Here is a 23,844-nt window from a genome sequence, read left to right as displayed (position 1 = left end):
ATTGCGTTGCAATGGGTACAAATCAACATTTGCAGATGACAAATGCTGTGAGGGGGGCTATAATACATATTAATCCAACGGGAGAAAGAGGGTTAAAGCTATGGCAGAGATTGTGATTCGCAACACGAACGAACGCATTACTGGAGAAGAAAATGTTCGGGAATTCCTGAGTAACCAAGAGGTTGTTTACGAGCACTGGAATATGGAAAAACTCCCGGCAGCGCTTCAAGAAAATTTCAAGCTTAGTGATGACGATAAGAAGCGCATTTTGGACATCTATGATGAAGAAATTCGTGACTTGGCTGCAAGACGCGGCTACAAAATTTGGGATGTCATCACACTTTCCGAATCCACGCCCAATATCGAGGACCTGCTGAAAAAATTCGAAGAGGTTCACACCCACGCGGAAGATGAAATCCGTGCGATTGTCGGCGGTAAAGGAATCTTCATTATTAAGGGCTCCGACGATGTCGGTTACTTTAATGTTGAGCTTGAACCAGGCGATGTCATTTCCGTACCGGAAAATACACCTCACTTCTTCACATTGATGGAGAACAAGCAGATCATCGCTGTTCGTCTTTTCATTGAAGAGAACGGCTGGGTTGCTACACCGGTAGAAGATCCTCAATTCCAATAAGCCTGCGGGCAGATTGAATAGGAAGACGAAATAAGGCAGCACATCGATCCGCCTTGCGGACCATGTGCTGCCTTATTTATTAGCGATGCTTTACTCCGTTACCTTCAGTTCCTTCAACGGCATGGAATGCTGTCCTCTCGCCGTGACATGGGAAACGATGCGATAGGTTCCAGCCTCATCGAAGGTTTTCTCCATTTTGTAAACCCCGTCTTGATCATGCTTAACCGGTACCTTCGCCTGAACGCCTCCGCCTTCCAGCGTGACTTCAAATTCCACATTGTTCGCATCTTCCACCGGACTGCCGGCTTGCGTCACCTTCGCTTCGATCAGCACCTTCTCGCCAGCCTTAATACTCTCCGGCGTCAGAGACAGCTCGACTATGATGGGTTCCGCCATCACATCTTCTCCAGATTCCGCTTTGCTGTCATTACATGCGGCAAGCGCAACCGCCATCAGCACCATGGCCGCAAGTAAGGCTATCTTTTTTCGGGTCATGCTCTACACCTCTTTTACAAAATAGGGCTATGTATGGTTCATTCAAGTAATGGTCATTACCAAACCTCGTTAAGTTACCTAATCCATTATATCGCATTATTCTTTTACTTCTATCTCATGCAGCTTACAATTGTGTGACGTTTATCATTGCCAAATGCACGGCTCAAGTCCAATTGTGTAACCAACAAAAAACAGCCCATAACCGCAGAATCTGCTGTTAGGGCTGTTCCTATGTACGATTGCGCACCCATTATTCGGGTGTGAGTTATTCATTGCGTAGTTTACAAGGATGCCACGATGGCATGCAGCTCCGATAAATGTTTGATCTCAAACTTCGGTTGAATGGACGGATCGTGAGGTCGGTTTACCCGATTGATCCAAACCGTATGCAGTCCTGCCGCATTCCCGCCTTTAATGTCTGTGGTCAGCTTATCTCCCACCATCACGGCTTGATCCGCCTCAACACCCAACAAGTCAAGAGCATGCTGGAAGATGGAAACATCCGGCTTCCCTTTGCCAAAATCACCGGAGATGATGATATGATCAAAATAAGGAACCAGTTCTGGAACACCGTCCAGCTTCTCCTGCTGCAGATCCGGACTTCCGTTCGTGAGAAGCAGCAGCTTTACATTTCCCTGTAATTCCTTCAGAACTTCAAACGTTTCTTCATATACATAGGGTCTTGTTCTGCGTTCAGCAGCGAATTGTGCAGCCAACGTTTCGGCCAATGTTTCATGATCAACGCCCAGGCGCTGAAGTCCGCGTCGCCATGATTCCTTGCGGTATACGGGTGCCAGCTCCTGCAGCTTTCTGAATTCAGGCTGTGATCCAGCCGTAAAATTAGCCCACAAGCCTTCGAAAGGGTTAATTCCGATCATTTTGGTAAAAGCAAAAGTATCATATGACTCATATAATGCTCTAGCTTCTTCCCGTACTGCGGCCAAAAGTGCTTTGGCATCAATGCCGGTCTCGTTCGCTCCGGCCTGGCATGTCACTTCAAACGCTTCTTCCACACTACGTTCATCCCACAATAACGTGTCGTCCAAATCAAACAAAACCGCAGCTATCGGCATGTCTCTCCCACTCCTCATATACACTGTGATCTATTCTATTTGTTAATTATGCTCAACTGGAATTTGATGAGTTTTTGCGAACTCTTCTAATCTTTCGCCCATCGCTTTCGTATCATAAAGATTCATCATACGCGAGAATACCCAGTTGCCTGCTTTCCCCTTGCCCTGGATCACGACGGAACCCGAAGCCAATTTGATCTTCTCGATATCCGATACAGCCAGTCGACGTTCCCGATTGAACTTCATGGTGGATACGGAAGCACGCTCAATCTTCAAATAAGGCTTGCGTAAGAAAATCATAAGCGCTAACAGAATGTACAAGCTGACACCTACCCAGTTCAGTACATCGTTGCTTCCACCTGCAGCCTCGGACGTCGCCGTTCCAAGAAGTGCATACACACCAGCCAATGCAACAAGCACTAACGGAAGTACATATTTACGTCCCTTAAATACATCATGCTTATCAGTAACGGCAGAGCCTTGGTACGAGGTCAGCCCCTGCTTCTTACGCTGCTTGTTGAGCTGTGACATATTTTTGTTGACTTTTCTTTCCCATGATCGTGACATATGGTTCCCCCTGGATTAAATTTCAATATATTACCAATCCATATAAACTTGGGGTAACCGTATTCGATTCCCGCGAATAATCGGCACCCCAAGTATTATAATTCTATCCTACTATCTGGTCATGAATCACTGGTTGTAGATCCATGTTCCAGTTGATCGACTAATGCTTTAATCGCGGGCCGCCTTTTTGTTCATTTTCATCAACCCATTCGATCGATTCCAGCTGTTGTCTAAAGTTACCTCGAATATTATTAAGGTATATTTCCCGAAGCTCTGCCCGTTCCTTGAGCTCTTCCGCGGTCAATCCCTCACTTTTCTGTTTTCTTGCTAGCACATTGATGCGTTCAACCAAAGTATCGATGTCCATGACTTCTCCTCCAATTCCGATATCATGTATAACTTAAACATGTGAAAAAGAGCTTGTCAAGGCAACTGCACCCTTGCAAACTCTGATTAATAACAAATATGAACATATGATGCCTATAAATGAGTCCTCTATGTCAAGAAATCAATAATCTTCTATTATAAACACGCTTATACTGCGTGAAATCACATCGTCAGGCAAACCTACAAATATGAAGCGAGAAATAGGGACATATATAAGGAAAGAGTTTCTCGTAGTGTCATCCCATTACCAGACCGGTAAAGACAACACCTCTCCTGCCTGTATATCCGGACCCTTCAATCCATTCATTCTTCGGATGCTATCCAGGTATACTCGCGTATCCATATCTGTCGGTTTATGAAGGGAAGCAATCCGCCACAAACTATCGCCATATTGAACAATAACCTGCTTCTCCCCCGTGGGTTTATCCATCCCCCCGGCAAAAACGGAATATGCCCCTGTCCAGCAGGATGCTACGATTAACAGAACGAATAAAAGCTTTATAAAAGGAATGGATGCCATTCTCGACTTCAATTGATCGATCCAAGTCTCGGAGGACTTCGTTTGCACTGGAACGTTCTCATAAATGCTACGGTATGTACTGTATTTCAACATGGAATCATCATCTCCCAAACAAGTGTTCTCTTATGGATTCATATTAACACGAACACTTGTTTGATTCAATACCAAAAAGAACATTTGTTCTATTTTTATTTAGAACTTATGTTTGTACGAACGGAAGTTCTATGTTATAATTTTCCCAAACGTTACTAAATGGGGTTGATACGGCATGTCGAAAATATCCAGCCGCCAGCTGGCGATCTTAGAGTTTATCCGCAACGAAGTTCGTAGCAAGGGTTACCCGCCTTCTGTCCGGGAAATCGGCGAGGCTGTCGGACTAGCTTCCAGTTCAACGGTCCATGGACATCTTGACCGCTTGGAGAAGAAAGGCCTCATTCGCCGTGACCCTACGAAACCAAGAGCAATCGAACTGCTTGGCCAAGAAGAGTCCGAAAGCGCAAGCCTGTTTACTCACACCATTGCCAGAGTGCCTGTTGTCGGAAAAGTCACTGCAGGTGTTCCTATTACAGCCATGGAGAACATTGAGGATTACTTCCCACTCCCACAGCATTATGTAGGCGACGATAAGGTGTTCATGTTGTCGGTTATTGGTGACAGTATGATCGAAGCTGGCATTCACAGCGGCGACTATGTCATTGTTCGCCAGCAGCAAACTGCAGACAATGGCGACATTGTCGTAGCGATGACAGAGGAAGACGAAGCAACTGTGAAGACCTTCTATAAGGAGAAGGATCATGTACGATTGCAACCGGAGAATCCTACCTACGAGCCACTGCGCCTGAACCATGTTACGATTCTCGGTAAAGTAATCGGACTCTTCCGGGATGTCCACTAATTTCATATATCTATCTATGAAGAATAGGTTACCTCCCTTAATTGGATGGTAACCTCTTTGCTTTTTCTATATAGATCACGAAGCTGTATCATAGCTAGTTTGCCTGCTCCATAATGCCTTGTTTAAGATCCAGTCGATACATCCGTTTGGGTTTATAATCCGGCGAACCTTCCCCACCCGGCCCCTCCGTGGACTCTAGAACAAGCTTATTATCTTTAACCATGGGAGTAGTACCTGGTCTATAATATGAAAAGTAGGATACCAAGGATTCATCCTGAAATCGGAGCTGGACGGCTTTACCCGTTTCATGCTCCACTGCGAACGCATAGATTTGTATACCATGACAGTCCCTATATTGCGGTGCGAGTATAAATACATCGGCAGCTTGAAACGGCAGACGAATCATATCAACCGGAGCAGATGTTGGTTGAATAAAAGTAAGATCCCCCAGCGTAGTTACTTCATTTGTAACTTGGTTAGTACTATACTGTACGCTGTAGTTTCCGGTAAACGACATATCCGTTTCGATACCGAAGCAGCTCGGTGCTCCCAATGTCGTTATTTTTTCCTGTCCAACTGCAATAACCCTTAACCTTCCTTCATCCGTTACGCCTTGTGCCCGGATTGTCTCTTCCGTACCAGGAGGTAAAGTCCCTGCTCTCTGTTGTTCCTCTCTGCCAAAAGGTAATTGAAAGGCAATTAAAATAATCAGAAGCATTAACCCTCCAGCAAATCCAACTTGTAAGTGCTTTCGACGTTTAGGCTTGCCGTCGGTGAAAATCACGGACCTATGCACGTTTTTTTTCATTTCAGATGTGAACTTTTCATCTGAAAAGGGAGCTTTTTTAGCCCGGGAATACCAATCTGGTTTATCCTCATTCATCGCCATTCTCCTTCAACAGGTTCTGTACTTTTTTCCTTGCCCGATACAGTCTTGATTTTACGGTACCCGCCGCTAGGTTAAGGAACTCCGCAATCTGATTTATTGACATCTCATAGTAAAGATCCAGGATCAACACCTCCCTGAACTTCCTGGGTAAGGTCATAATCATGGCCCATATTTCATTGGTATACTGCCCATCCAAATACTCTGCTTCCGCCGAGCGGCTTGAGGCATCTATGAGCAGCTTGTCCTTGAGGGTCACTTTCCGAAAGAAAAAAGTCTGTTTATATCGATACGCGGTATGTCTTGTAATTGTAAGCAGCCACGTTTTTAGCGTCGCCCGACCGCGAAAGGTATGTATGCCAAAATAAGCTTTAATAAACACCTCTTGAGCAATATCGTCAGCCAGTGCTTGCTGTTTGGTCAGAAAATAAGCGTAATTCCAGATATCATTTCCGTATAAGTTCATGATTTTATCCAGTGTCTGTGTGTCCATCACCGTCATCTGCTTCAAGTATTCCAGCTCCAACCGATTCACCTCGTCTAATTAGAGTCATGGAAGTGAGCAAAGGTTCCCTTTTTTCGAAAAATAAAAAAAGAATCTTCCCTTTTATGGAGGGCGATTCTGTATTGGCTGCATTCCTGAACGGTTCTCCAAAATCATCAACCAAAATCTATTGCCATTGCTACTAAACTAACGGAGCCTCATCCCAGGCCTGTTTAAATTGAGAACCAAATCTTCGAATGGATTCTATGTCGGCGGTTAACTGAAAATCCTGTTCCGATCCGTAAAAATGCAACTGATAGATTCCTTCTTGTTCCTTTGGCTCCCAGCTCAGCTGGTATAAATGTTTTTCGAAAGACATAAATAAACCATCTAATTTAAAACCATTTAAATACTCAAGCGGAAATTCAGCAGTTACCGAAATATAATTCCGGATTGTCAAATTCGTCCACCCAAAATTCAAATCATAAATGATTCGGTTAGCCTGAAAAAAATTAAAATTGATCTGGCATCCTTCATCCTCACCATGAATACGAGATATAAACGCGAACACTGCCCGAGTTCCCTTCTCTTCGTGGTCACTTAGAGTTGCCATTTACGAGCCTCCTTCGTTGTTCCACTTACCACAGCAGCATTTCCCCTACTCCACTAACTTTATATGAAACCTGACTAATATTCCATATGCTTGTTTGATCATATTCATTGGAAAAACAAAAACCCCTCACGCCTTACGGCGCAAGGGATTCCTCTATTAATACATTGTAATGTACTGATCGCGTTCCCATTGGTGAACTTGCGTGCGGTACATGTCCCATTCGATTTCTTTCAGCTCGTAGAAGTGAGCCAGCGCATGATCCCCGAGCGCGTCGGAAATGACTTCGCTGCGAATCAACTCGTTAATGGCTTCTTTCAGGTTTGCCGGCAAGCTAGGGATGCCTTCCTCAATACGCTCTTCTTCCGTCATCACATAGATGTTACGGTCGATTGGAGACGGGAGCGACAGCTCGCGCTTCACGCCATCCAAACCTGCTTTCAGCATGACAGCCAAAGCCAGATACGGGTTAGCCGCCGGATCCGGGTTACGCACTTCAATACGCGTGCTAAGGCCACGGGATGCAGGAATTCGAATCATTGGGCTGCGGTTACTTGCAGACCATGCTACGTAGCAAGGTGCTTCGTAACCAGGCACGAGACGCTTGTACGAGTTCACCGTTGGGTTCGTGATCGCAGCAAACGCGCGTGCATGCTTAAGAATACCCGCCATATAGTTACGAGCCGTTACGCTCAAGCCAAGCTCATCACTCTCGTCGACAAACGCGTTCTCGCTTCCTTTGAAGAGCGATTGGTTACAGTGCATACCAGAGCCGTTCACGCCGAATAGCGGTTTTGGCATAAATGTTGCAATCAGTCCATGCTGACGAGCAATCGTCTTAACTACCAATTTAAATGTTTGAATCTGGTCAGCTGCTTTGATCGCATCGGCATACTTGAAGTCGATTTCGTGCTGGCCAGGAGCAACTTCATGGTGAGAAGCTTCGATTTCAAAGCCCATCTCTTCCAGTGTCAGTACGATATCGCGGCGGCAGTTCTCGCCAAGATCCGTAGGCGCAAGGTCAAAGTATCCGCCTTGGTCATTAAGCTCCAGGGTAGGGTTGCCTTTTTCATCGGTTTTGAACAGGAAGAATTCTGGCTCCGGACCGACATTCATAGAAGTGAAGCCCATCTCTTCAGCTTCTTTCAGCGCTCTCTTCAGAATGCCGCGCGGATCTCCTGCGAACTGAGTGCCGTCAGGCATGTAGACATCGCAGATCAAGCGTGCAACACGATCCTCGGATACCCATGGAAAGATCATGAAGGTATCCAGATCCGGGTACAGATACATATCGGATTCTTCAATACGTACATAACCTTCGATGGACGAACCGTCGAACATCATTTTATTATCAAGCGCTTTAGGCAGCTGGCTTACAGGAATCTCAACATTTTTAATCGTTCCAAGCAAATCTGTAAATTGCAAGCGGATAAATCGAACATTTTCTTCTTTGGCAATACGTAGAATGTCCTCTCTGGTATAACTCACTTTATCCTCTCCTTTTTAAATAAAAAACTAGAATTAATGAAGAATTACAGCATGGCAATCCTTATTTATTAAAAAACCGGGATAATTCCCCTTGAATCAATGAAACCTGACCCGGTCTTCTAGCGGTAATCAATTCCTGCTTCAGCAAACGTCGCAACTGGGACTCCGACATCTCACGGCGTCTGTTCTCGGTATCAGGAGTAATGACAGTAGCCTCTTCAGACTCTTTCGTGACAGGGTTCATTACCTGCTTAATGCCGGCGATATTAACACCTTTTTCAATCAAAGCCTTAATCTCTAGCAGTCGCTCCACATCATTGAAGGAAAACAGGCGTTGGTTGCCCGACGTACGGGCTGGGACAATTAAGTTATGCTGCTCATAATAGCGAATTTGTCTGGCGGATAAATCCGTAAGCTTCATAACAATGCCTATCGGAAATAATGCCATATTCCTCCGAATCTCATCACCCATATCTCATCAACCTTCCAAGTGGTCTATTCTGATCCTATTGTACATTTCCTGATCAACCACGTCAACCGCATGTAAGGATAACTCACAACAAATTACGATCTTTCATGCTTTGGAGGGCCATAAGCACACCATATTTAACATGAGAGTAGGTCAAGCCGCCTTGCATATACCCGATATAAGGTGATCGGATCGGCGCATCCGCGGATAATTCGAGGCTTCCTCCCTGGATGAACGTACCTGCCGCCATGATTACAGGATGTTCATATCCAGGCATATCCCAAGGCTCAGGCACCACATGACTGTCGACTGCCGCCGCCCGCTGAATCCCCTGTACAAAAGCGATCAGATGATCCGCTCCGGTAAATGATACGGCCTGAATCAAATCGGTCCGCTCATCCTGCCAGCCCGGCTTGGTTGTGAACCCCACTGCCTCAAACATCGCGGCGGCATAAATGCTGCCCTTGACCGCTTGTCCAACCGTGGATGGTGCCAGGAATAATCCCTGATAAATGCCTCTGGTCGTTCCCAGCATAGCCCCTACTTCACGTCCGATGCCGGGAGCAGTCAGCCGATAGGCTGCCTTATCCACATAGGCTGCTTTACCGCATATGTAGCCGCCGGTTTCGGCAATGCCGCCGCCAGGGTTTTTGATAAGCGACCCCGCCATCAGATCAACGCCAACCTCCGTCGGTTCCAATCGCTCCGTAAACTCACCGTAACAGTTATCAACGAAAATAATCAAATCCGGGCGAATGGACCGAATCCGGGTTACCATGTCACCAATCTGGGATACCGTGAACGAAGAACGCCAATCATATCCACGGGAACGCTGGATACCAATAACCTTGGTTGAAGACGTGATTGCCTTCTCTACCCGCTCCCAATCGATTTCCCCTTGTTCTGTTAGCGCAACCTCCTGATAACCAATTCCAAAATCTCGAAGGGATCCGCTGCCGTCCCCGGGTTCGCCAATCACTTTATGGAGGGTGTCATAGGGACGACCCGAAATATACAACAGCTCATCTCCCGGTCTTAACACACCAAACAGTGCGGTTGAGATCGTATGGGTACCGGAAGCAAAATGCGGCCTGACCAGGGCAGATTCGGCTCCAAATACGTCTGCGTAGACTTCATCGAGCACTTCACGGCCGCGATCATTGTATGCATACCCGGTGGAAGCCGCAAAATGAAAATCACTCACCTGAAACTTCTGGAAAGCATCGATCACCTTCCACTGATTAAAATCAACGATATTATCGATCTCCTGTAAACGCTGTCCGATTTTGGACTCAATCTCACTGCTCAATTCAAGTATATCTTGCGAAAATCTTGCCATGACCAACTGCTCTCTCCTCTTTTACACATGTTGTCTCACATCTTAACACATATTTTTATTTCATAGAACTCGCAATGCTTGAGCACCCTGAACACGCAATATAAGCCCCATACAGGGGCTTACACTACGATTCCTATTGGTACCTAAGATCCGTTCTGGACGTAATCATGGAGCATGTAACCCATTTTCTCATAATCCGCTTTATTGATTCGCACCTCGTAGAGGATATCATTCTCATCAAAAGACTGCTCCAGCACGTCTCCGACACGGTATACAACCGAGTTCAGATCGCCGCGGTCTGCCGGAATCCGGAACGTCACGTTCCCTCCGGACAGCTGGTCCTGAATCGCTTCACGAACCATTTCCAAATCCTGATCTTGATACGCACTAATCTTTAATTGACCATCCCCTGTAGGCAGCATCTCCAACTGATCCGGTTCACATGCGTCCTTCTTGTTAAACAGAACGATCTGCGGTTTATCCGCCGCCCCCAGATCCTGAAGTATGGATTGAACGACAGCCATCTGTTCGTCCCGCATCGGGGACGAAGCATCTACGACATGAAGAATCAGATCGGCTTCGTTGGCTTCTTCCAGCGTCGCACGGAACGCGGCTACCAGATCATGAGGAAGGTTCTGTATAAATCCCACGGTATCCGTTAGCACAACTTCCTTGCCGCTAGGCAGCTCCAACACTCGCGAAGTGGGGTCCAGCGTAGCAAATAATTGATCTTGGATATAAACATCTGCGGCCGTTAACCGGTTTAACAATGTTGACTTGCCGGCATTGGTATAACCGACTAGAGCAACCTGTACGGCACCGCTCTTCTTCCGCCGCTCCCGATGGAGCGTACGATGCCTTGTGACTTCATCCAGCTGCCGCTTCAGGTCGCTGATTCTGTCACGAATATGCCGGCGGTCGGTTTCGAGTTTACTTTCCCCTGGTCCACGTGTCCCGATCCCCGCCCCGAGCCTGGACAGATTCTTACCATGTCCCGACAACCGCGGGAGCAAATAAGTAAGCTGTGCTAACTCCACCTGGATAATCCCCTCACGGGTCTTCGCACGTTGAGCGAAAATATCCAGTATCAATTGAGTACGGTCGATAATTTTCACATCGAGTGATTCTTCCAGATTTCGTACTTGTGCGCCGGATAATTCCTGATCAAATATGGCTGTTGTTGCGCCCAACCCATCAATCGCCATGCGCAGTTCTTCGACCTTCCCTTTGCCGATAAACCACTTGGAATCCGGAACTTCGCGATTCTGCGTAATGACATCCAGTACCTCCACTCCAGCGGTTTCAGCTAGCTGAACCAGCTCCTGCAGCGAGTGTTCCGGATTAATTCCTGTACGTTTAACTGCATCCGTCACCAAACTGACCAAAACGGCTTTATCTTCGATCTCTGTCCGGGTATCATGCGTTATATTTGTCATATAGCCAACTCCTCTATCATTACGTCTCCTAATTTAACTAGCCGCTGCTGCCTGCAATAAACATTATGATCCAAAGAAAGCAACGTTACCCCTTCATTATGTTCGAAGACAAGCTTAAAATCATTGTATTTTTCCGTTTAACTTAAAGTCCTCCGGCCGCAGGGTCATAAGCTCAAGCTTGCCGGGGTTCCCGGTTACGTACTGATTTAGCAGCCGAACCGATTGATTCCTTATCGATTTCTCGATGACATTCCGTACATAACGCGCATTACTGAAGGCGTGCAGTCCGTGATCCTTCTCCATCTGCAGGTGTTCCTTGAGCTTGCTCAGCGACTGCGGCATCAAGATATAATCCCTCTCCTTTGCCATCAGCTCCGAAATCTGGATCAATTGATCCAAATTGTAATCCGGGAAGTCCATCTGGATCGGAAAACGGGAATACAGGCCGGGATTCGAATCCATAAAAAAATCAATCTCATCGCTATAGCCTGCCAGAATAAGAATGAACTGGTTTTTATGATCCTCCATCGCCTTAACCAGCGTATCGATCGCTTCCTTGCCAAAATCCTTCTCACCGCCGCGCGCCAAACTGTAAGCCTCATCGATGAACAGAATTCCTCCAAGCGCTTTTTTGACCAATTCTCTGGTCTTTTGTGCCGTGTGACCGATATATTCACCTACGAGATCGGCCCGTTCCACTTCGACTAGATGACCCTTATTAAGCACGCCCATCTTCTGAAACAGCTTTGCCACGATACGGGCGACTGTGGTTTTCCCCGTTCCGGGGTTTCCTTTAAAAATCATATGGTACACATGACCGCCACTTAATAAGCCTGCTTCCAAACGCATCTGGGCCACTTGAAGCAATGCATAGATTTCAAATACCAGGTCTTTGATTTGTTCGAGACCTACCAGTTGATCCAGCTCTTTCTGTATTTCCTGGAATAGACTGTGCTGGGAAACAGGGTTTGGCGAAGGGGCCGGTTCGCGTTCCGGAACCGCACTGCTGATGAGTGGAGGTTCCGCGCTGCGGAGCACGACATTAATCTGCCTGGATGGCCGTCCTTCAGATCGGCCGTTAGCGGCCGTTACACGCCCGTTCATTGCTCCTCACCTCTTTACCAAAGGGCTGACTATCTATTCCAATGTATTCTATTTACAGCCTGCTTATTAGAAGTTTCGTCCTCATAGGACACCCATGGCGATCAACAGCCGATCGGCCGTCCATTTCGTATAAGCCAGCACTTCTCTAGACTTGTGTTTAGCCATCGGCAAAACGGTAGATTCCGTCAGCGACATAGAAGGATGATCGTAACCAAGGGTTGTTGCAACCTCCATCGCTCTCGTCCCGTGATAGTCATGGGTTATTATAATGGCAGTGTTCCACCCATGCTCCTCCATAATCGCTTGGCTGAAGAGCAAATTCTCGTAAGTGCTCGTTGCTTCGTTCTCCAGGAAGATCCGTTCCTCCGGTACGCCCGCGTCAACCAAGAAATTTCGCATTCCTTCGGCTTCGGTATATGGATACCCCGGCTTATCGAGGCCGCCAGAAACGATGAAGGTATCAAAACGGCCTGCATGGTATTCAACTAGCGCATGCTCGAGCCGCTCGCGAAGCCCCGGACTTGGCTGATCTCCCCACATGGAAGCGCCCAGGATAATGCCGACATCCGCTTTCTCCGACGGACTGCTGACGGCACTTTCGATCTTCCAATATGCATAACCTGACCATAGCACTCCAAGAACAACGAGAGAGAGCAGGGTAATCATCCCTCGCCGATACCATGCTCTCTTCTTCGTGCCTGTTTGAGACAGACTCTTATGTATTTCCTGACGCATTATTTCTTCCTCCTGAACTCTCCATTATGAAATAACTGGTCGCGATGCTTCAGAGACATCATAAAGTAAGGGAATTCATGCGCGTCGATGGCCCGAAGCAGATTCCGTGCGGTTACCTTGGCCAGCCTGTAGTCATCCCGGGTAATGTCATTCCGCCCTAGGGCATCCTCAAGCTCATCTTCATCCAGCAAGAACACTTCACCATTCTTGACGACCACAACGTCCAAATACAGATCGTCAAACCAAGGAACACCCTGATCGGTTACCCCCTGTTTCTTGCAAATATCGATGTACCATTGAACAATATTGCGTTTGTCATCAAACATGGCGGTCACGATGAAATGGCTGTCCTTCGGATAATACTGCAGCCATGAATAGCCTTTGTCCGCGATTCGGTAAGTATGACGGCCATACGTCTTCCATAACGGTTCTTTCAGGCCATATATGGTATATAACGTGAGATACCCTGTAAACTGCTCACATTCCACATACCGGGAAGTGAAGTGCCGGCGGGTGATACGGCGCCAATTCGCCCGATCTCCGAATTTACGTTTCATGGAACTTTTCCTCCCCATTCGTATTCCCAGCTTACCACATTTGGGTATCACACTCAAAACAAAGAAGCCTCCGCAATCATGCGGAGGCTCTCAAGTTCATTATGGACTATCTTGGAACTGGTCAGAACCATCAACCGGATCTGACGGATCCACAATGGTTCCCGGTACCGTAGGAATATCACCCGAATCGCTGTCGGTTCCTCCAGTGCCTGTGTCACCATGGTTAGATCCATCTCCTGAGCCATCAGATCCATTGCCAGGATTTTGATTATCTTGGCCATTCCCGGCTCCGTTTCCATTGTCAGGAGGGTTCGTTCCATTACCGTTACCATTGCCATTGCCTGGGCCTTCACCATTCTCATTGCCTGGCTCGCCATTACCATTATCATTACCGTTGCCATTTCCGTTGCCATTCTCATTCCCAGGAGGGAACTCATTGCCTGCTCCGTTGTCACCTTCATCAACCGGAGGCGGTTCCTGGATGTCCCCCGGATCGGGTTCAAGATCCTCAGGCGGCAATTCCTCGGAAACGGCCACAATCTGCAGGAGGTTCGAAGGTGCCGACTCCTGGCTCGTAGACGGGTCTATAGCAGTCACATAATAATCATAGGTCAATCCCTCCATTGCACTCAAATCCTCAATGGACGTACCAATTAAGGCATCGAGAATCGGGGTGTATTCCGATTCCGACGTTTCCTTACGATACACGCGGTATTGCACGTTGCCCTGAACCGGATTCCAGCTCAGTGATACGGTCTGAGTCTCTCCGTTATAGGAGCCCGTCAAACCGCTGACTGCGGTTAATGTCGTTTCTTCAACAGGCGGCTTTACCGGCTCGGTACTCGGGAAGCTCTTCGCTTCATAGCCTTGAACAGCCTTCTCCATCACTTTGCCCCATAAGGAAGCTGAGATCGAACTGCTTCGTTTCAGCAGATGCTGCCGGTCTGGGTTATCATAGCCCATCCACACAGCTGCGGTTAACTCCGGCGTATATCCGACAAACCATACGTCGCGGTTTGAGCTGACGCCCTTATAGCCGCTCTGCGTGGTTCCGGTCTTACCGGCTACCGGACGACTGATCCGGGCATTTCTACCCGTTCCGTCCTCTACAACGCGCTTCATCATGTCTGTCATTTGCGAAGCCGTCGAAGCGCTCATCACGCGCTTCCCTTTGCTGCCTTTGTTCTCATGCACAACCTTGCCTTTGTTATCTTTAATCTGTTTGATTGCAAAAGCCTCTTTAAATTCTCCGCCATTAGCAAAGGCGCTGAAAGCTTGTGCCATCTCGAATGTGTTCGTACCGGTATTCATTCCGCCGAGGGCCAGGGATAAGTTCGCGTCGCCTTCGGTCATCTTGATGCCGAGACTCTGAGCGAACTCGAATCCGGTTTTTACGCCGATTTGGTTCAACAGCCATACGGCCGGAATGTTCTCGGAACGCTGAATCGCTTCCGGCATACCAATCGTCTCTGAATATCCGTGCAGGTTTCTTGGGCAATAGTTGGTGCCAAAACATTGCTGTTTATTACTCAATCTGGAGTCCTTCGTAAACTTCCCGGATTCCAGCGCCGGTGCGTACGATACAATCGGCTTCAAGGCGGAGCCCGGCTGACGACGGCTGTCGGTAGCCCGGCTAAACCCGCCGCGGGTATATTCTCGTCCACCCGACATCGCTACGATACCGCCGGTCTCCTGGTTAATGATGACCATGGAGCCCTCAACGGGTACGTCATCAGGACCTTTTTCAAAGTTTTCCGGATTCTTGAACTCTTCTTCCATTGCCGTCTGGGCATTCACGTCCATCGTTGTGTAAATCTGATAACCGCCAATATTAACATCGTCCTCGGTGAGGCCCCATTTTTCTTCGGCTTCTTCCATTACATAGTCGATAAACGCTGTATATTTCTGTTGTCTTTCAGGCGGTGTATACGCATAGTCCACTTTCTTGGCTTTCGCCGCCTCTTCGGCCGTGATATAACCCTGCTGTTCCATCAAAGTCAATACCACCGCACGACGCTCTTTGGAGAGCTCAGGGTTCTTGAGCGGATTATATCGGGACGGACCCTTCGGCATTGCCGCCAGTGTTGCTATTTCCCATATCTCCAGTTTTTTCAGATCTGATTTGCCGAAATAACGCTCGGACGCGGCTTTGATGCCGTAATAAGGACCCCCGAAGTTAATCCGGTTCAAGTACATCTCAATAATTTCCTGTTTACTGTGCTTACGCTCAAGCGCCAGCGCGATCGACATTTCAGTCGCCTTCCGGAAGAATGTTTTATCCCTTGTCAGGAATATGTTCTTCGCCAGCTGCTGCGTGATCGTACTTCCGCCTTCGACCATGGAACGGGCCATGACATCCTTTACCGCTGCGCGGCCGATCGACCACATGTCTACGCCGTTATGCTCCATGAACCGTTTATCTTCTGTTGCAATAAATGCTTGTACCAATAGCTCCGGAATATCCTCGTACTTCACAGGATCACTCTTCTGAAGGGACAGTTCGCCCATCAGCGTGCCATTACGGTCATATACTTTGGAAGTTCCGTAAGCGGTCAGCTTATCCTGATTCTGCTCCAGCAGCTTTTCACCGCTGATCAAGATGAACAAATAACCTGCAAGTGCACAGAAGATCGCAATGACAGCCGTAAAAAACAATGCCCATGCAATTCGCTTTCCTTTGCCTTTTTTCTTCTTCGCATTCGGTTTCGTGGTTTTGGATGTCTTCGGGTTGTCTTTGTTTTTGTTCAACCGTGACATCTGATTATCTTTTCCAGCCATTTGTCCCCCTCCTTACTCCCTTGCGGGATCAAGCCTTCTGACTCAAGTCATGCCTCGGAAAGAAAAGAACAACCTTCTCAGGTTGCTCTCTGCACTCCTTATAAGCTAAACGAAATATAAGCCAAAAAGTTTCAAATTAATCATTTACGGTATGATTCTGCTCTTTATAAATCCATTCTAAAATCTATTGTTCGCTGCTGTTATCCTGCATCAGGGACACATTACGCTGCGGCATGAACGTGGAGATAGCATGCTTGTACACCATTTGCTGACGGCCGTCGCTGTCAATCACGATGGTAAAATTGTCAAAAGCTTTGATCGTTCCACGGATCTGAAAGCCGTTTGTAAGGTATACCGTGGCCGGAATGTTCTCTTTGCGCAGTTGGTTCAAGAACGTGTCTTGGATGTTAATGGACTTGTTCATTAGCCGTACCCCCAATGGTTCATTTAGATTGTTTTGAAAATATATTCAAGATTTCAGTGAAACTTTCCTGCTATTATAGCACGGATTTTTTGATAGTTCGCAGAAAAATTTCCCGAGTCGGTGACGTCTACCCACTCGATGTCCTTCATGTGGCGAAACCAAGATAGCTGCCGCTTAGCGAAACGGCGTGTATCGCGCTTAAGCAGCACGACGGCCTCCTCGTAGCTGAACTCCCCGCTAAGGTACGAAACGATTTCCTTGTAACCCAGCCCTTGCATGGATACAAGCCCCGGAGCGAACCCTTTGTTCATGAGCGCCGCCACCTCATCAACAAGTCCCTGGCTCAGCATAAGATCAATTCGCTCTTCAATACGGTTATATAGCATTTGCCTGTCCATTGTCAAACCGACCAAGCATAAGTCATAGGGAGATTGCTTGGTTTGAGGTGCCAGTTGGGTCGAAAGTGGGACGCCGGTCACATGAAATACTTCTAAAGCACGAACGACCCGACGTAGGTCATTAGGGTGAAGCCGCTCGGCCGTTTCAGGATCAACCTCTGCCAATTTTTGATGAAGAGCCTCGGCTCCATGTTCGTTGGCATAGCGGAACTGCTCTTCCCGAAAAACTTCATCCGCTCCCGTCTCGCTAAACTGATAGCCGTAACACACCGACTCCACGTAAAGCCCGGTTCCCCCAACAATAAAAGGAAGTTTCCCCCGCTGCGTAATCTCCGTAATGAGCCTCTGGCTCTGCTCCTGAAATTCGGCTACCGAATAGGGGTGATCGGGCTCGTGAATATCAATGAGATGGTGAGGAACGCCTTCCATTTCCTCCACGGAAATTTTGGCCGTTCCGATATCCATGCCCCGGTATACCTGCATCGAATCGCCGGAGATAATCTCACAACCGAAATTCTTCGCGATCTCAATGCTCATTTTGGTTTTACCTACAGCTGTTGGTCCGATGAGAACAAGCAGTTTCGGTTTGGTTTCATCTGTCAATGGAAATCACTCCGTACGTTATTTTCGATTTTCCCCGTTCAGGCAATGTAAAGCCAAGCCGCTCAAACTCTCCGCTGGATCGCGCTTCCTTCATCACGACGGTTTTGCGCGCGACCCTAACCGCTTCTCTCACACTTTCCATTTCCAGCGGCTCCCCATTTGCATAATGTCTTAGAGGATGGATCGAAGCCGATTCGGCGATCGGTTCACGGAACATCGGATCAAAATAAACAATGTCTACGCTCCGGTCCGGCAGCGACTTCAAATAATCCAGGTGATGGCTGTGCCTGACCTCGATTCGCCTCATCGCCTGATCACTGGCCTCCAGATGGCTTTCATAGGCCCGCAGCCCTTCTTTCAGCAGCGCATACAAGGGCAGTGAGCTCTCCAGGGCAGTGATTTGACTGCTCGCCCCGCCCTTGCCCGAGAATACCAGGGAATCGGCTCCAAGCCCGGCCGTACAGTCCAGTACGGAATCCCCTTCCTCCATTCCGGAAGCCTCCAGCATGGGATCGGGTTTTCCGCTCAGCACGCGTTTCAATCGGACAAACCCCATACTTGGATGAAATTCCATGACCGCCCCATCTGGTCCGCTTAGACGTACATGTCCGTTCAGTACGACCAGCACGTCATCGTCTCCGAACCTGCGGGCTAATTTTCGCAATGAATGACCGCCGCGCTGGACATAACGGCAGCCGATTTCTTGGGCTAAACATCTCGCGCGCTCCACAATGTCCGGCGCTTCCGCTTCTCCAGTTGTTATAATCATGAAGGTCCTCCTTGCTGTTACATCACGCGTTTAAACATTTTCTCCAAATCATAAGCTGAGAACGAAACTACGATCGGTCGTCCATGCGGACATGTGTATGGCTGCCGGCAGGCGCCCAAACGCTGAATCAACGTCATCGCCTCCTGCTCCGTCAGCTTCTGATTGGCTTTGATGGAAGCCTTGCAGGAACACATGATCGACGAGGTTTCTCTCAGCTTGGCGATATCAATATTGCGCTCGCTCAGCACCCATTCAGCCATCTCTTCGATAATGGCCTTCTCGTCGCCCTTAGGGAACCAGAACGGATGGGAACGAACCAGGAAGGTATGGCCGCCAAAAAACTCCATATAAACGCCAACCTTCTCAAACCAATGCAGCCGTTCCTTCACCTTCTCCGATTCCGAGGGCGTGAATTCGAGCGTAATCGGCAGCAGCAGCTCCTGGGATGCGTCTGCCGGGTTGCCAAACTGTTCATAGTAATACTCGTAGTTAATCCGCTCATGTGCGGCATGCTGATCAATCAGGTACAGCCCGGTATCATTCTGCGCTATAAGATAGGTGCCGTGATGCTGGCCGATCAGCGTAAGCTCCGGAAATGGCGGAATCTCGGGAGCCGGTCCTGAGGCCGCCTGCAGCCACTCCTTCGTTATGGCAGGAATTCCGGCATTCCCCATGGTCTCATTGCGGTAAGAAGAAGCTGCTGCCGTTTCCCGCATTTGCGAGGTGGCAGCTGTTCCTGCTGCTCCGGCCCCATAAGTCTGCTTGATATTGGACTCAGACTGAGTGAATACCTGACCCTCCGGCCGTGTCGACGCAGGCGACGCATGGAGAGGCATGTTTCCACCAGTGGAAAGCTCGCCGCTTCCTTGGATCGCGATATCCCGTTCATTACCGCTACCGATCGCAGAGACACGACCTTGCGCAGAAGAAAATTGCAGCTGTTCCTGGATATAGGCGTTATCGCTTTTGCCAATATTTTGTTTGGCCGGACGAGGAATAAGAATTTCCTGCTGCAGCACCTTGCGAATCTCTTCCTCCACAAAAGCGAACAGCTCCTGCTCTTTACTGAACCGCACCTCCAGCTTGGATGGATGCACATTCACATCGATCAACGAGGGGTGCATGGACAGCTGAATGACAACGAGCGGAAACCGGTTGATCGGCAGCAGCGTATGATAACCTCTCAAAATCGCCTGCATTAAGCCGTAATTCCGAATATACCGCCCGTTAATGATGAGCGACATGCCGTTACGGTTTGCCCGCGTATAATCCGGGCGGCTGATATATCCGCTTAACGTATAATCCATATTCTCCGCTTCAAACGGCAGCATCGCTTTGGCCGATTGGGTACCGTATATGGCCGCAATGACCTGAAGGGCATCGCCATTGCCCAGCGTCTGCAGCAGCGAGTTTCCATTGTGCCTAAGCGTAAAGGCAATATCCGGCCGGGAGAGGGCCAGACGGTACAGATAGTCGGATATGTGCCCCAGCTCCGTTTGGATTGTTTTCATATATTTCAACCTTGCCGGCGTATTAAAGAACAATTCCTTCACGAGGAAATCCGTTCCTCTGGGTGCGGCCGTCTCTTCGTTCACGCGCAGATGACCGCCTTCGATCTCGATCACACGTCCGCGCCCATCCTGAGCATTGGAGGTAACCAGACGTACCTTGGATACAGCCGCAATGGATGGCAGGGCTTCGCCCCTGAATCCAAGGCTGGTGATTTGGAACAAATCGCGGCCTTCAGCGATTTTGCTCGTTGCATGACGATAAAAAGCCGTCTCGCAATCCTCCGGATCAATGCCGGCACCGTTATCCGTCACGCGAATGCTGTCCAGTCCGCCTTCTTCAACCGTTACGTCAATCTTGGTGCTCCCGGCATCAATGGCGTTCTCGACTAGCTCCTTCACAACGGAGGCAGGTCGCTCCACCACCTCACCGGCAGCAATCTGGTTTGCAATATGCTCGTCCAAAATCCGAATAATCCCCATCGTTCCTACCTCCGTTTCATTTCATTCCTATGCTAAATCACATATCCTTCGCTTGAAGCTTCAGGTCATTCAGGAACTGCATGGCCTGAAGCGGCGTCATATTCATCACGTCCGCGCCCTTGACAGCATCAATGAGGCTCTTGATCACAGGATCTTGAGAGGCTTCCTGCGGCATCGAGTGCTGATCCTTACCAGGCTTAGCACTCGATTCAGGCACTTCCTCCTCGCCAAAAATGGAGAGCTGCACCACGCCGCCTTTCTGGTCAGCACCGCCCAAGCCTTCAGTATACAGCGTTGTATCTTCTCGATGCTCATACACAGCTTCCGGTCCGCTTCGTTTTTCATCGGACTGAGGTGCGGCAGTTGGCTGCTCGCGCTGCATCACAGCCCCTTGCTCTGATGCCACCGCGGCCAGCGAAGCCATCTCCAGGCCCTGCAGCAGCCCATAGGCGCGGTCAATGATACTGCCGGGCAAGCCGGCCAATCTCGCACAGTAAATGCCGTAGCTGCTGTCGGCTGCGCCAGGGATCAGCTTGCGGAGGAAATGCACTTTGTCTCCGCTTTCCTGAACCGCCATGGAATAATTTTTAAGACCGCCAAGGCTTTCCTGTAGATGGGCAAGCTCATGGAAATGCGTTGATACCAATGCCTTGCAGCCGATATGGTCATGCACATACTCAATCACGGCTTGTGCGATTGCCATGCCTTCACTCGTCGACGTACCGCGTCCAAGCTCATCAATGATGATCAGGCTGCGGGGCGTCGCTTTTTCCGTCATGACCTGAATATCCGCCATCTCCACCATGAAGGTGCTCTGACCGCCGATCAGATCGTCAGCCGCCCCGATGCGGGTAAAGATCCGGTCGACCAGCGGGACAACCGCACGCTCTGCCGGGACAAAACAGCCCATCTGGGCCAGAATCGATAATAAGGCAACCTGGCGCATGTACGTGCTTTTTCCAGCCATATTCGGACCGGTAATAAGCAGGATCGAGGAGCCGTCCTTGCGCAAATCCGTTCCGTTCGCGATAAACGATGAATCCTTCATGACGGCTTCTACAACAGGATGACGACCGCCTTCAACAATATAATCATAACCTTCGCTCAGTTCCGGCTTCACGAACCGGTATTCCGCACTGACTGCAGCGAGCGACTGGTAGACGTCGATCTCTGCAATGCGCTCAGCGAGCTTCTGCAACCGGCTTACTTGGGTATTCAGCTTGTCCCTGAGCTCGGTAAAGAGGGCGTACTCCATATCCACCATCTTTTCCTGCGCCTCCAGGATCAGACCTTCCTTCTCCTTCAGCTCGGGCGTGACATAACGCTCCGCGTTCGCCAGGGTCTGTTTGCGTTCGTACCGGCCTTCCGGCAGGGACGACAGATTGGACTTGGTCACCTCGATATAATAGCCAAACACCTTGTTGTAACCGATCTTCAGCGACTTGATCCCCGTAGCCGCGCGTTCCTTCGCTTCCAGCTCGGCGATCCAGCGTTTGCCGCTGGTGCTCGCTTCACGAAACTCATCCAGCCGCTCGTGATAGCCCGGCTTGATGATGCCTCCGTCACGCACGGACACCGGCGGTTCATCAACAATCGCATTCTCGATCAGTTCACACAGATCGTCACAAATATCCGTATCCGCAGCCACCCGCCGCAGCGTCTCGGAAGCCGAATGGGCACACAGCTCTTTCAGGGAAGGAATTTGTCTTAACGACAGCTTGAGCGCGTTCAAATCCCGTCCGTTCGCGCTGCCAAACGCAATCCGGCCGACCAACCGTTCCAGATCGTATATCTCTTTAAGCGCCATCCGCAGATCTTCACGCAGTATGTACTGGTTATACAAATGCTCAACAGCCTCCAGCCGCTCTTCAATCCGGCTGCGGGACAGCAGCGGTTTATCGATTCTCCGCCGCAGGAGTCTGGCTCCCATCGAGGTTTCCGTGCGATCCAGAAGCCACAGGAGCGAACCTTTCTTTGAACGCTCACGAACTGTCTCAACCAGCTCCAGGTTGCGTCTGGTGAATGGATCCAGAACCATGTATTGTCCCGGTTCGTAGGAAGCAATCTGCGTCAGCTGTCCCAGTGACCGCTTCTGCGTCTCGCTTAAATACGAGATCAGCAGGGATATGCAGGCTCTTCGCTCCTCTTCCAGGCGGGCCCAGGCCGGTTCTCCGAATTGGGAGCGAACCAATGCGTCCTCCCTACGATCCCAAGCCGTATAGACAATGTTGCGGCTGCCTGGAAGCGCCTGAGATGAGATGATATCAAGAAGGGAAGCGTCCCCAATGATCTCGGAAGGCTCATAAAGGCCAATCTCATCCCGCAGCCATTCCTCCGAAGATGGCACTGATGTCACATAAAGCTCACCTGTGGACAGATCGCATGCCGATAAAGACATCAATCCGCCCGCTTCCGTAACGCACACCATGTAATTGTTCGATTTGTCGTGCACGACCTTGCCGTCCATGATGGTCCCCGGCGTGACGACCCGAACGATTTCCCGCCGCACCATGCCTTTGGTGACAGAAGCATCTTCCATCTGCTCGCAGATGGCGACTTTGTACCCTTTCTCAATCAACCGCTGGATGTAACCCTCCGCGGAATGATAGGGCACTCCACACATCGGTATTTTCTCTGCACCGCCGCCTTCGCGGCCGGTCAGCGTAATCTCCAATTCCTTCGATGCGAGGATCGCATCATCAAAAAACATTTCGTAAAAATCGCCTAAGCGGAAAAAAAGAAACGCATCGCGCGCTTGTTCTTTGACCTTCAAATATTGTTCAATCATCGGCGTATATTTAGCCATGACGTACCTCCATTACCTTCTAGCTTGACCTCCATTATAACAGAAATTGATCGCAAGGCATCACGGTTTAACGTGCGCGTTCAAAAAGGTCGGTTTTCAGCACCGAAGCTTATGCTTCCGATGTGCGTTTTTACAAAACGCCTTAGTTGGATGAAGCTAGGGAGTGAGGAGCGGAGCGTACGTAGTTTGTACGTGAGCACCGGAAGGCCCGGCTGAATTCAAGATTCGATGCCGAGTTGCTTCTTGATTCACTTCGTGTTAGATATAGAATTTATTAGTTATCAGCGGAGGCTGATGAAATTCTATATCGCAAGAAAACCTACCTATCATCGCGGTCGCTCATCCTTGAAGTGGCATCGATTAGGTTTTCTTATCAAAATCGGACTTTTTGAA

23 protein-coding genes are annotated in these 23,844 nt (G+C 49.0%); 2 read left to right on the top strand and 21 right to left on the bottom strand.

The features are described from left to right. The first annotated feature begins 100 nt into the window (after positions 1-100). Positions 101-637 carry a cupin domain-containing protein gene (locus tag NYE54_RS13495; RefSeq protein ID WP_076321149.1) on the top strand — a complete coding sequence of 179 codons (537 nt, stop codon included), beginning with the start codon at positions 101-103 and terminating at the stop codon, positions 635-637. 90 nt (positions 638-727) lie between these two features. Here the strand turns inward: NYE54_RS13495 and NYE54_RS13490 are convergent, their stop codons facing one another. The 5 genes from NYE54_RS13490 to NYE54_RS13470 all read right to left on the bottom strand — a co-directional run bounded on the left by NYE54_RS13490 (position 728) and on the right by NYE54_RS13470 (position 3,772). Then, entirely contained in the window at positions 728-1,132 is a 405-nt protein-coding gene (locus tag NYE54_RS13490; protein WP_076321148.1) for a FixH family protein, read from the bottom strand. A gap of 281 nt (positions 1,133-1,413) precedes the next feature. Continuing rightward, on the bottom strand, positions 1,414-2,205 hold the full coding sequence (locus tag NYE54_RS13485) for an HAD family hydrolase (protein WP_076321147.1): 792 nt from the start codon (positions 2,203-2,205) through the stop codon (positions 1,414-1,416). A 42-nt stretch (positions 2,206-2,247) separates the two neighbouring features. Next, positions 2,248-2,772 carry a hypothetical protein gene (locus NYE54_RS13480; RefSeq protein ID WP_076321146.1) on the bottom strand — a complete coding sequence of 175 codons (525 nt, stop codon included), beginning with the start codon at positions 2,770-2,772 and terminating at the stop codon, positions 2,248-2,250. 160 nt (positions 2,773-2,932) lie between these two features. Next, positions 2,933-3,139: a DUF896 domain-containing protein gene (locus NYE54_RS13475; RefSeq protein ID WP_076321145.1), complete on the bottom strand. Its 207-nt coding sequence runs from the start codon at positions 3,137-3,139 to the stop codon at positions 2,933-2,935. Positions 3,140-3,403: 264 nt separating this feature from the next. Continuing rightward, complete coding sequence (locus tag NYE54_RS13470) at positions 3,404-3,772, bottom strand: LysM peptidoglycan-binding domain-containing protein (RefSeq protein WP_076321339.1); 369 nt, start codon at positions 3,770-3,772, stop codon at positions 3,404-3,406. Between the two features lie 175 nt (positions 3,773-3,947). Here NYE54_RS13470 and lexA point away from each other — a divergent pair, with 175 nt between their 5' ends. After that, positions 3,948-4,574: a transcriptional repressor LexA gene (gene lexA, locus NYE54_RS13465; RefSeq protein ID WP_076321144.1), complete on the top strand. Its 627-nt coding sequence runs from the start codon at positions 3,948-3,950 to the stop codon at positions 4,572-4,574. Between the two features lie 94 nt (positions 4,575-4,668). Here the strand turns inward: lexA and NYE54_RS13460 are convergent, their stop codons facing one another. The 16 genes from NYE54_RS13460 to mutS form a co-directional block, all read right to left on the bottom strand. Then, positions 4,669-5,457 (bottom strand): hypothetical protein, encoded by a 789-nt coding sequence (locus NYE54_RS13460; RefSeq protein WP_339272370.1) that lies wholly within the window; start codon positions 5,455-5,457, stop codon positions 4,669-4,671. Continuing rightward, positions 5,450-5,986 carry a sigma-70 family RNA polymerase sigma factor gene (locus tag NYE54_RS13455; RefSeq protein WP_339272368.1) on the bottom strand — a complete coding sequence of 179 codons (537 nt, stop codon included), beginning with the start codon at positions 5,984-5,986 and terminating at the stop codon, positions 5,450-5,452. Before NYE54_RS13455 ends, NYE54_RS13460 begins: the two co-directional genes overlap by 8 nt. Before the next feature lie 160 nt (positions 5,987-6,146). Next, positions 6,147-6,557, bottom strand: a complete 411-nt coding sequence (locus tag NYE54_RS13450; RefSeq protein ID WP_339272367.1) for a hypothetical protein — start codon at positions 6,555-6,557, stop codon at positions 6,147-6,149. A 156-nt stretch (positions 6,558-6,713) separates the two neighbouring features. Beyond that, the gene (gene glnA / locus NYE54_RS13445) at positions 6,714-8,042 is read right to left on the bottom strand and encodes a type I glutamate--ammonia ligase (protein ID WP_339272365.1); all 1,329 of its coding nucleotides are present in this window, start codon (positions 8,040-8,042) and stop codon (positions 6,714-6,716) included. 61 nt (positions 8,043-8,103) lie between these two features. After that, on the bottom strand, positions 8,104-8,514 hold the full coding sequence (locus tag NYE54_RS13440) for a MerR family transcriptional regulator (protein ID WP_076321140.1): 411 nt from the start codon (positions 8,512-8,514) through the stop codon (positions 8,104-8,106). A gap of 82 nt (positions 8,515-8,596) precedes the next feature. Continuing rightward, entirely contained in the window at positions 8,597-9,850 is a 1,254-nt protein-coding gene (locus tag NYE54_RS13435; protein ID WP_339272364.1) for a methionine gamma-lyase family protein, read from the bottom strand. A gap of 143 nt (positions 9,851-9,993) precedes the next feature. Further along, positions 9,994-11,286, bottom strand: a complete 1,293-nt coding sequence (gene hflX / locus NYE54_RS13430; RefSeq protein ID WP_339272362.1) for a GTPase HflX — start codon at positions 11,284-11,286, stop codon at positions 9,994-9,996. A 120-nt stretch (positions 11,287-11,406) separates the two neighbouring features. Then, entirely contained in the window at positions 11,407-12,390 is a 984-nt protein-coding gene (locus tag NYE54_RS13425; RefSeq protein WP_076321137.1) for an AAA family ATPase, read from the bottom strand. An 81-nt stretch (positions 12,391-12,471) separates the two neighbouring features. After that, complete coding sequence (locus NYE54_RS13420) at positions 12,472-13,125, bottom strand: YdcF family protein (RefSeq protein ID WP_339272360.1); 654 nt, start codon at positions 13,123-13,125, stop codon at positions 12,472-12,474. Next, on the bottom strand, positions 13,125-13,682 hold the full coding sequence (locus NYE54_RS13415) for a DUF402 domain-containing protein (protein ID WP_071218240.1): 558 nt from the start codon (positions 13,680-13,682) through the stop codon (positions 13,125-13,127). The genes NYE54_RS13420 and NYE54_RS13415 overlap by 1 nt, the downstream gene beginning before the upstream one ends. A gap of 99 nt (positions 13,683-13,781) precedes the next feature. Next, on the bottom strand, positions 13,782-16,460 hold the full coding sequence (locus tag NYE54_RS13410; RefSeq protein ID WP_339272358.1) for a PBP1A family penicillin-binding protein: 2,679 nt from the start codon (positions 16,458-16,460) through the stop codon (positions 13,782-13,784). A 184-nt stretch (positions 16,461-16,644) separates the two neighbouring features. Beyond that, complete coding sequence (gene hfq, locus NYE54_RS13405) at positions 16,645-16,884, bottom strand: RNA chaperone Hfq (protein WP_076321134.1); 240 nt, start codon at positions 16,882-16,884, stop codon at positions 16,645-16,647. 53 nt (positions 16,885-16,937) lie between these two features. Next, the gene (gene miaA, locus NYE54_RS13400) at positions 16,938-17,885 is read right to left on the bottom strand and encodes a tRNA (adenosine(37)-N6)-dimethylallyltransferase MiaA (protein WP_339272356.1); all 948 of its coding nucleotides are present in this window, start codon (positions 17,883-17,885) and stop codon (positions 16,938-16,940) included. Beyond that, positions 17,875-18,654 carry a class I SAM-dependent methyltransferase gene (locus NYE54_RS13395; RefSeq protein ID WP_339272355.1) on the bottom strand — a complete coding sequence of 260 codons (780 nt, stop codon included), beginning with the start codon at positions 18,652-18,654 and terminating at the stop codon, positions 17,875-17,877. The genes miaA and NYE54_RS13395 overlap by 11 nt, the downstream gene beginning before the upstream one ends. 17 nt (positions 18,655-18,671) lie before the next feature. Next, positions 18,672-20,645, bottom strand: a complete 1,974-nt coding sequence (mutL, locus tag NYE54_RS13390) for a DNA mismatch repair endonuclease MutL (RefSeq protein ID WP_339272353.1) — start codon at positions 20,643-20,645, stop codon at positions 18,672-18,674. A gap of 37 nt (positions 20,646-20,682) precedes the next feature. After that, complete coding sequence (gene mutS / locus NYE54_RS13385) at positions 20,683-23,451, bottom strand: DNA mismatch repair protein MutS (protein WP_339272351.1); 2,769 nt, start codon at positions 23,449-23,451, stop codon at positions 20,683-20,685. Positions 23,452-23,844 lie beyond the last annotated feature (393 nt).

The sequence above is a fragment of the Paenibacillus sp. FSL K6-1330 genome (genome assembly GCF_037976825.1).
Classification (GTDB): Bacteria; Bacillota; Bacilli; order Paenibacillales; family Paenibacillaceae; genus Paenibacillus_AQ.
This window is presented reverse-complemented; position numbering and strand designations above follow the sequence as displayed.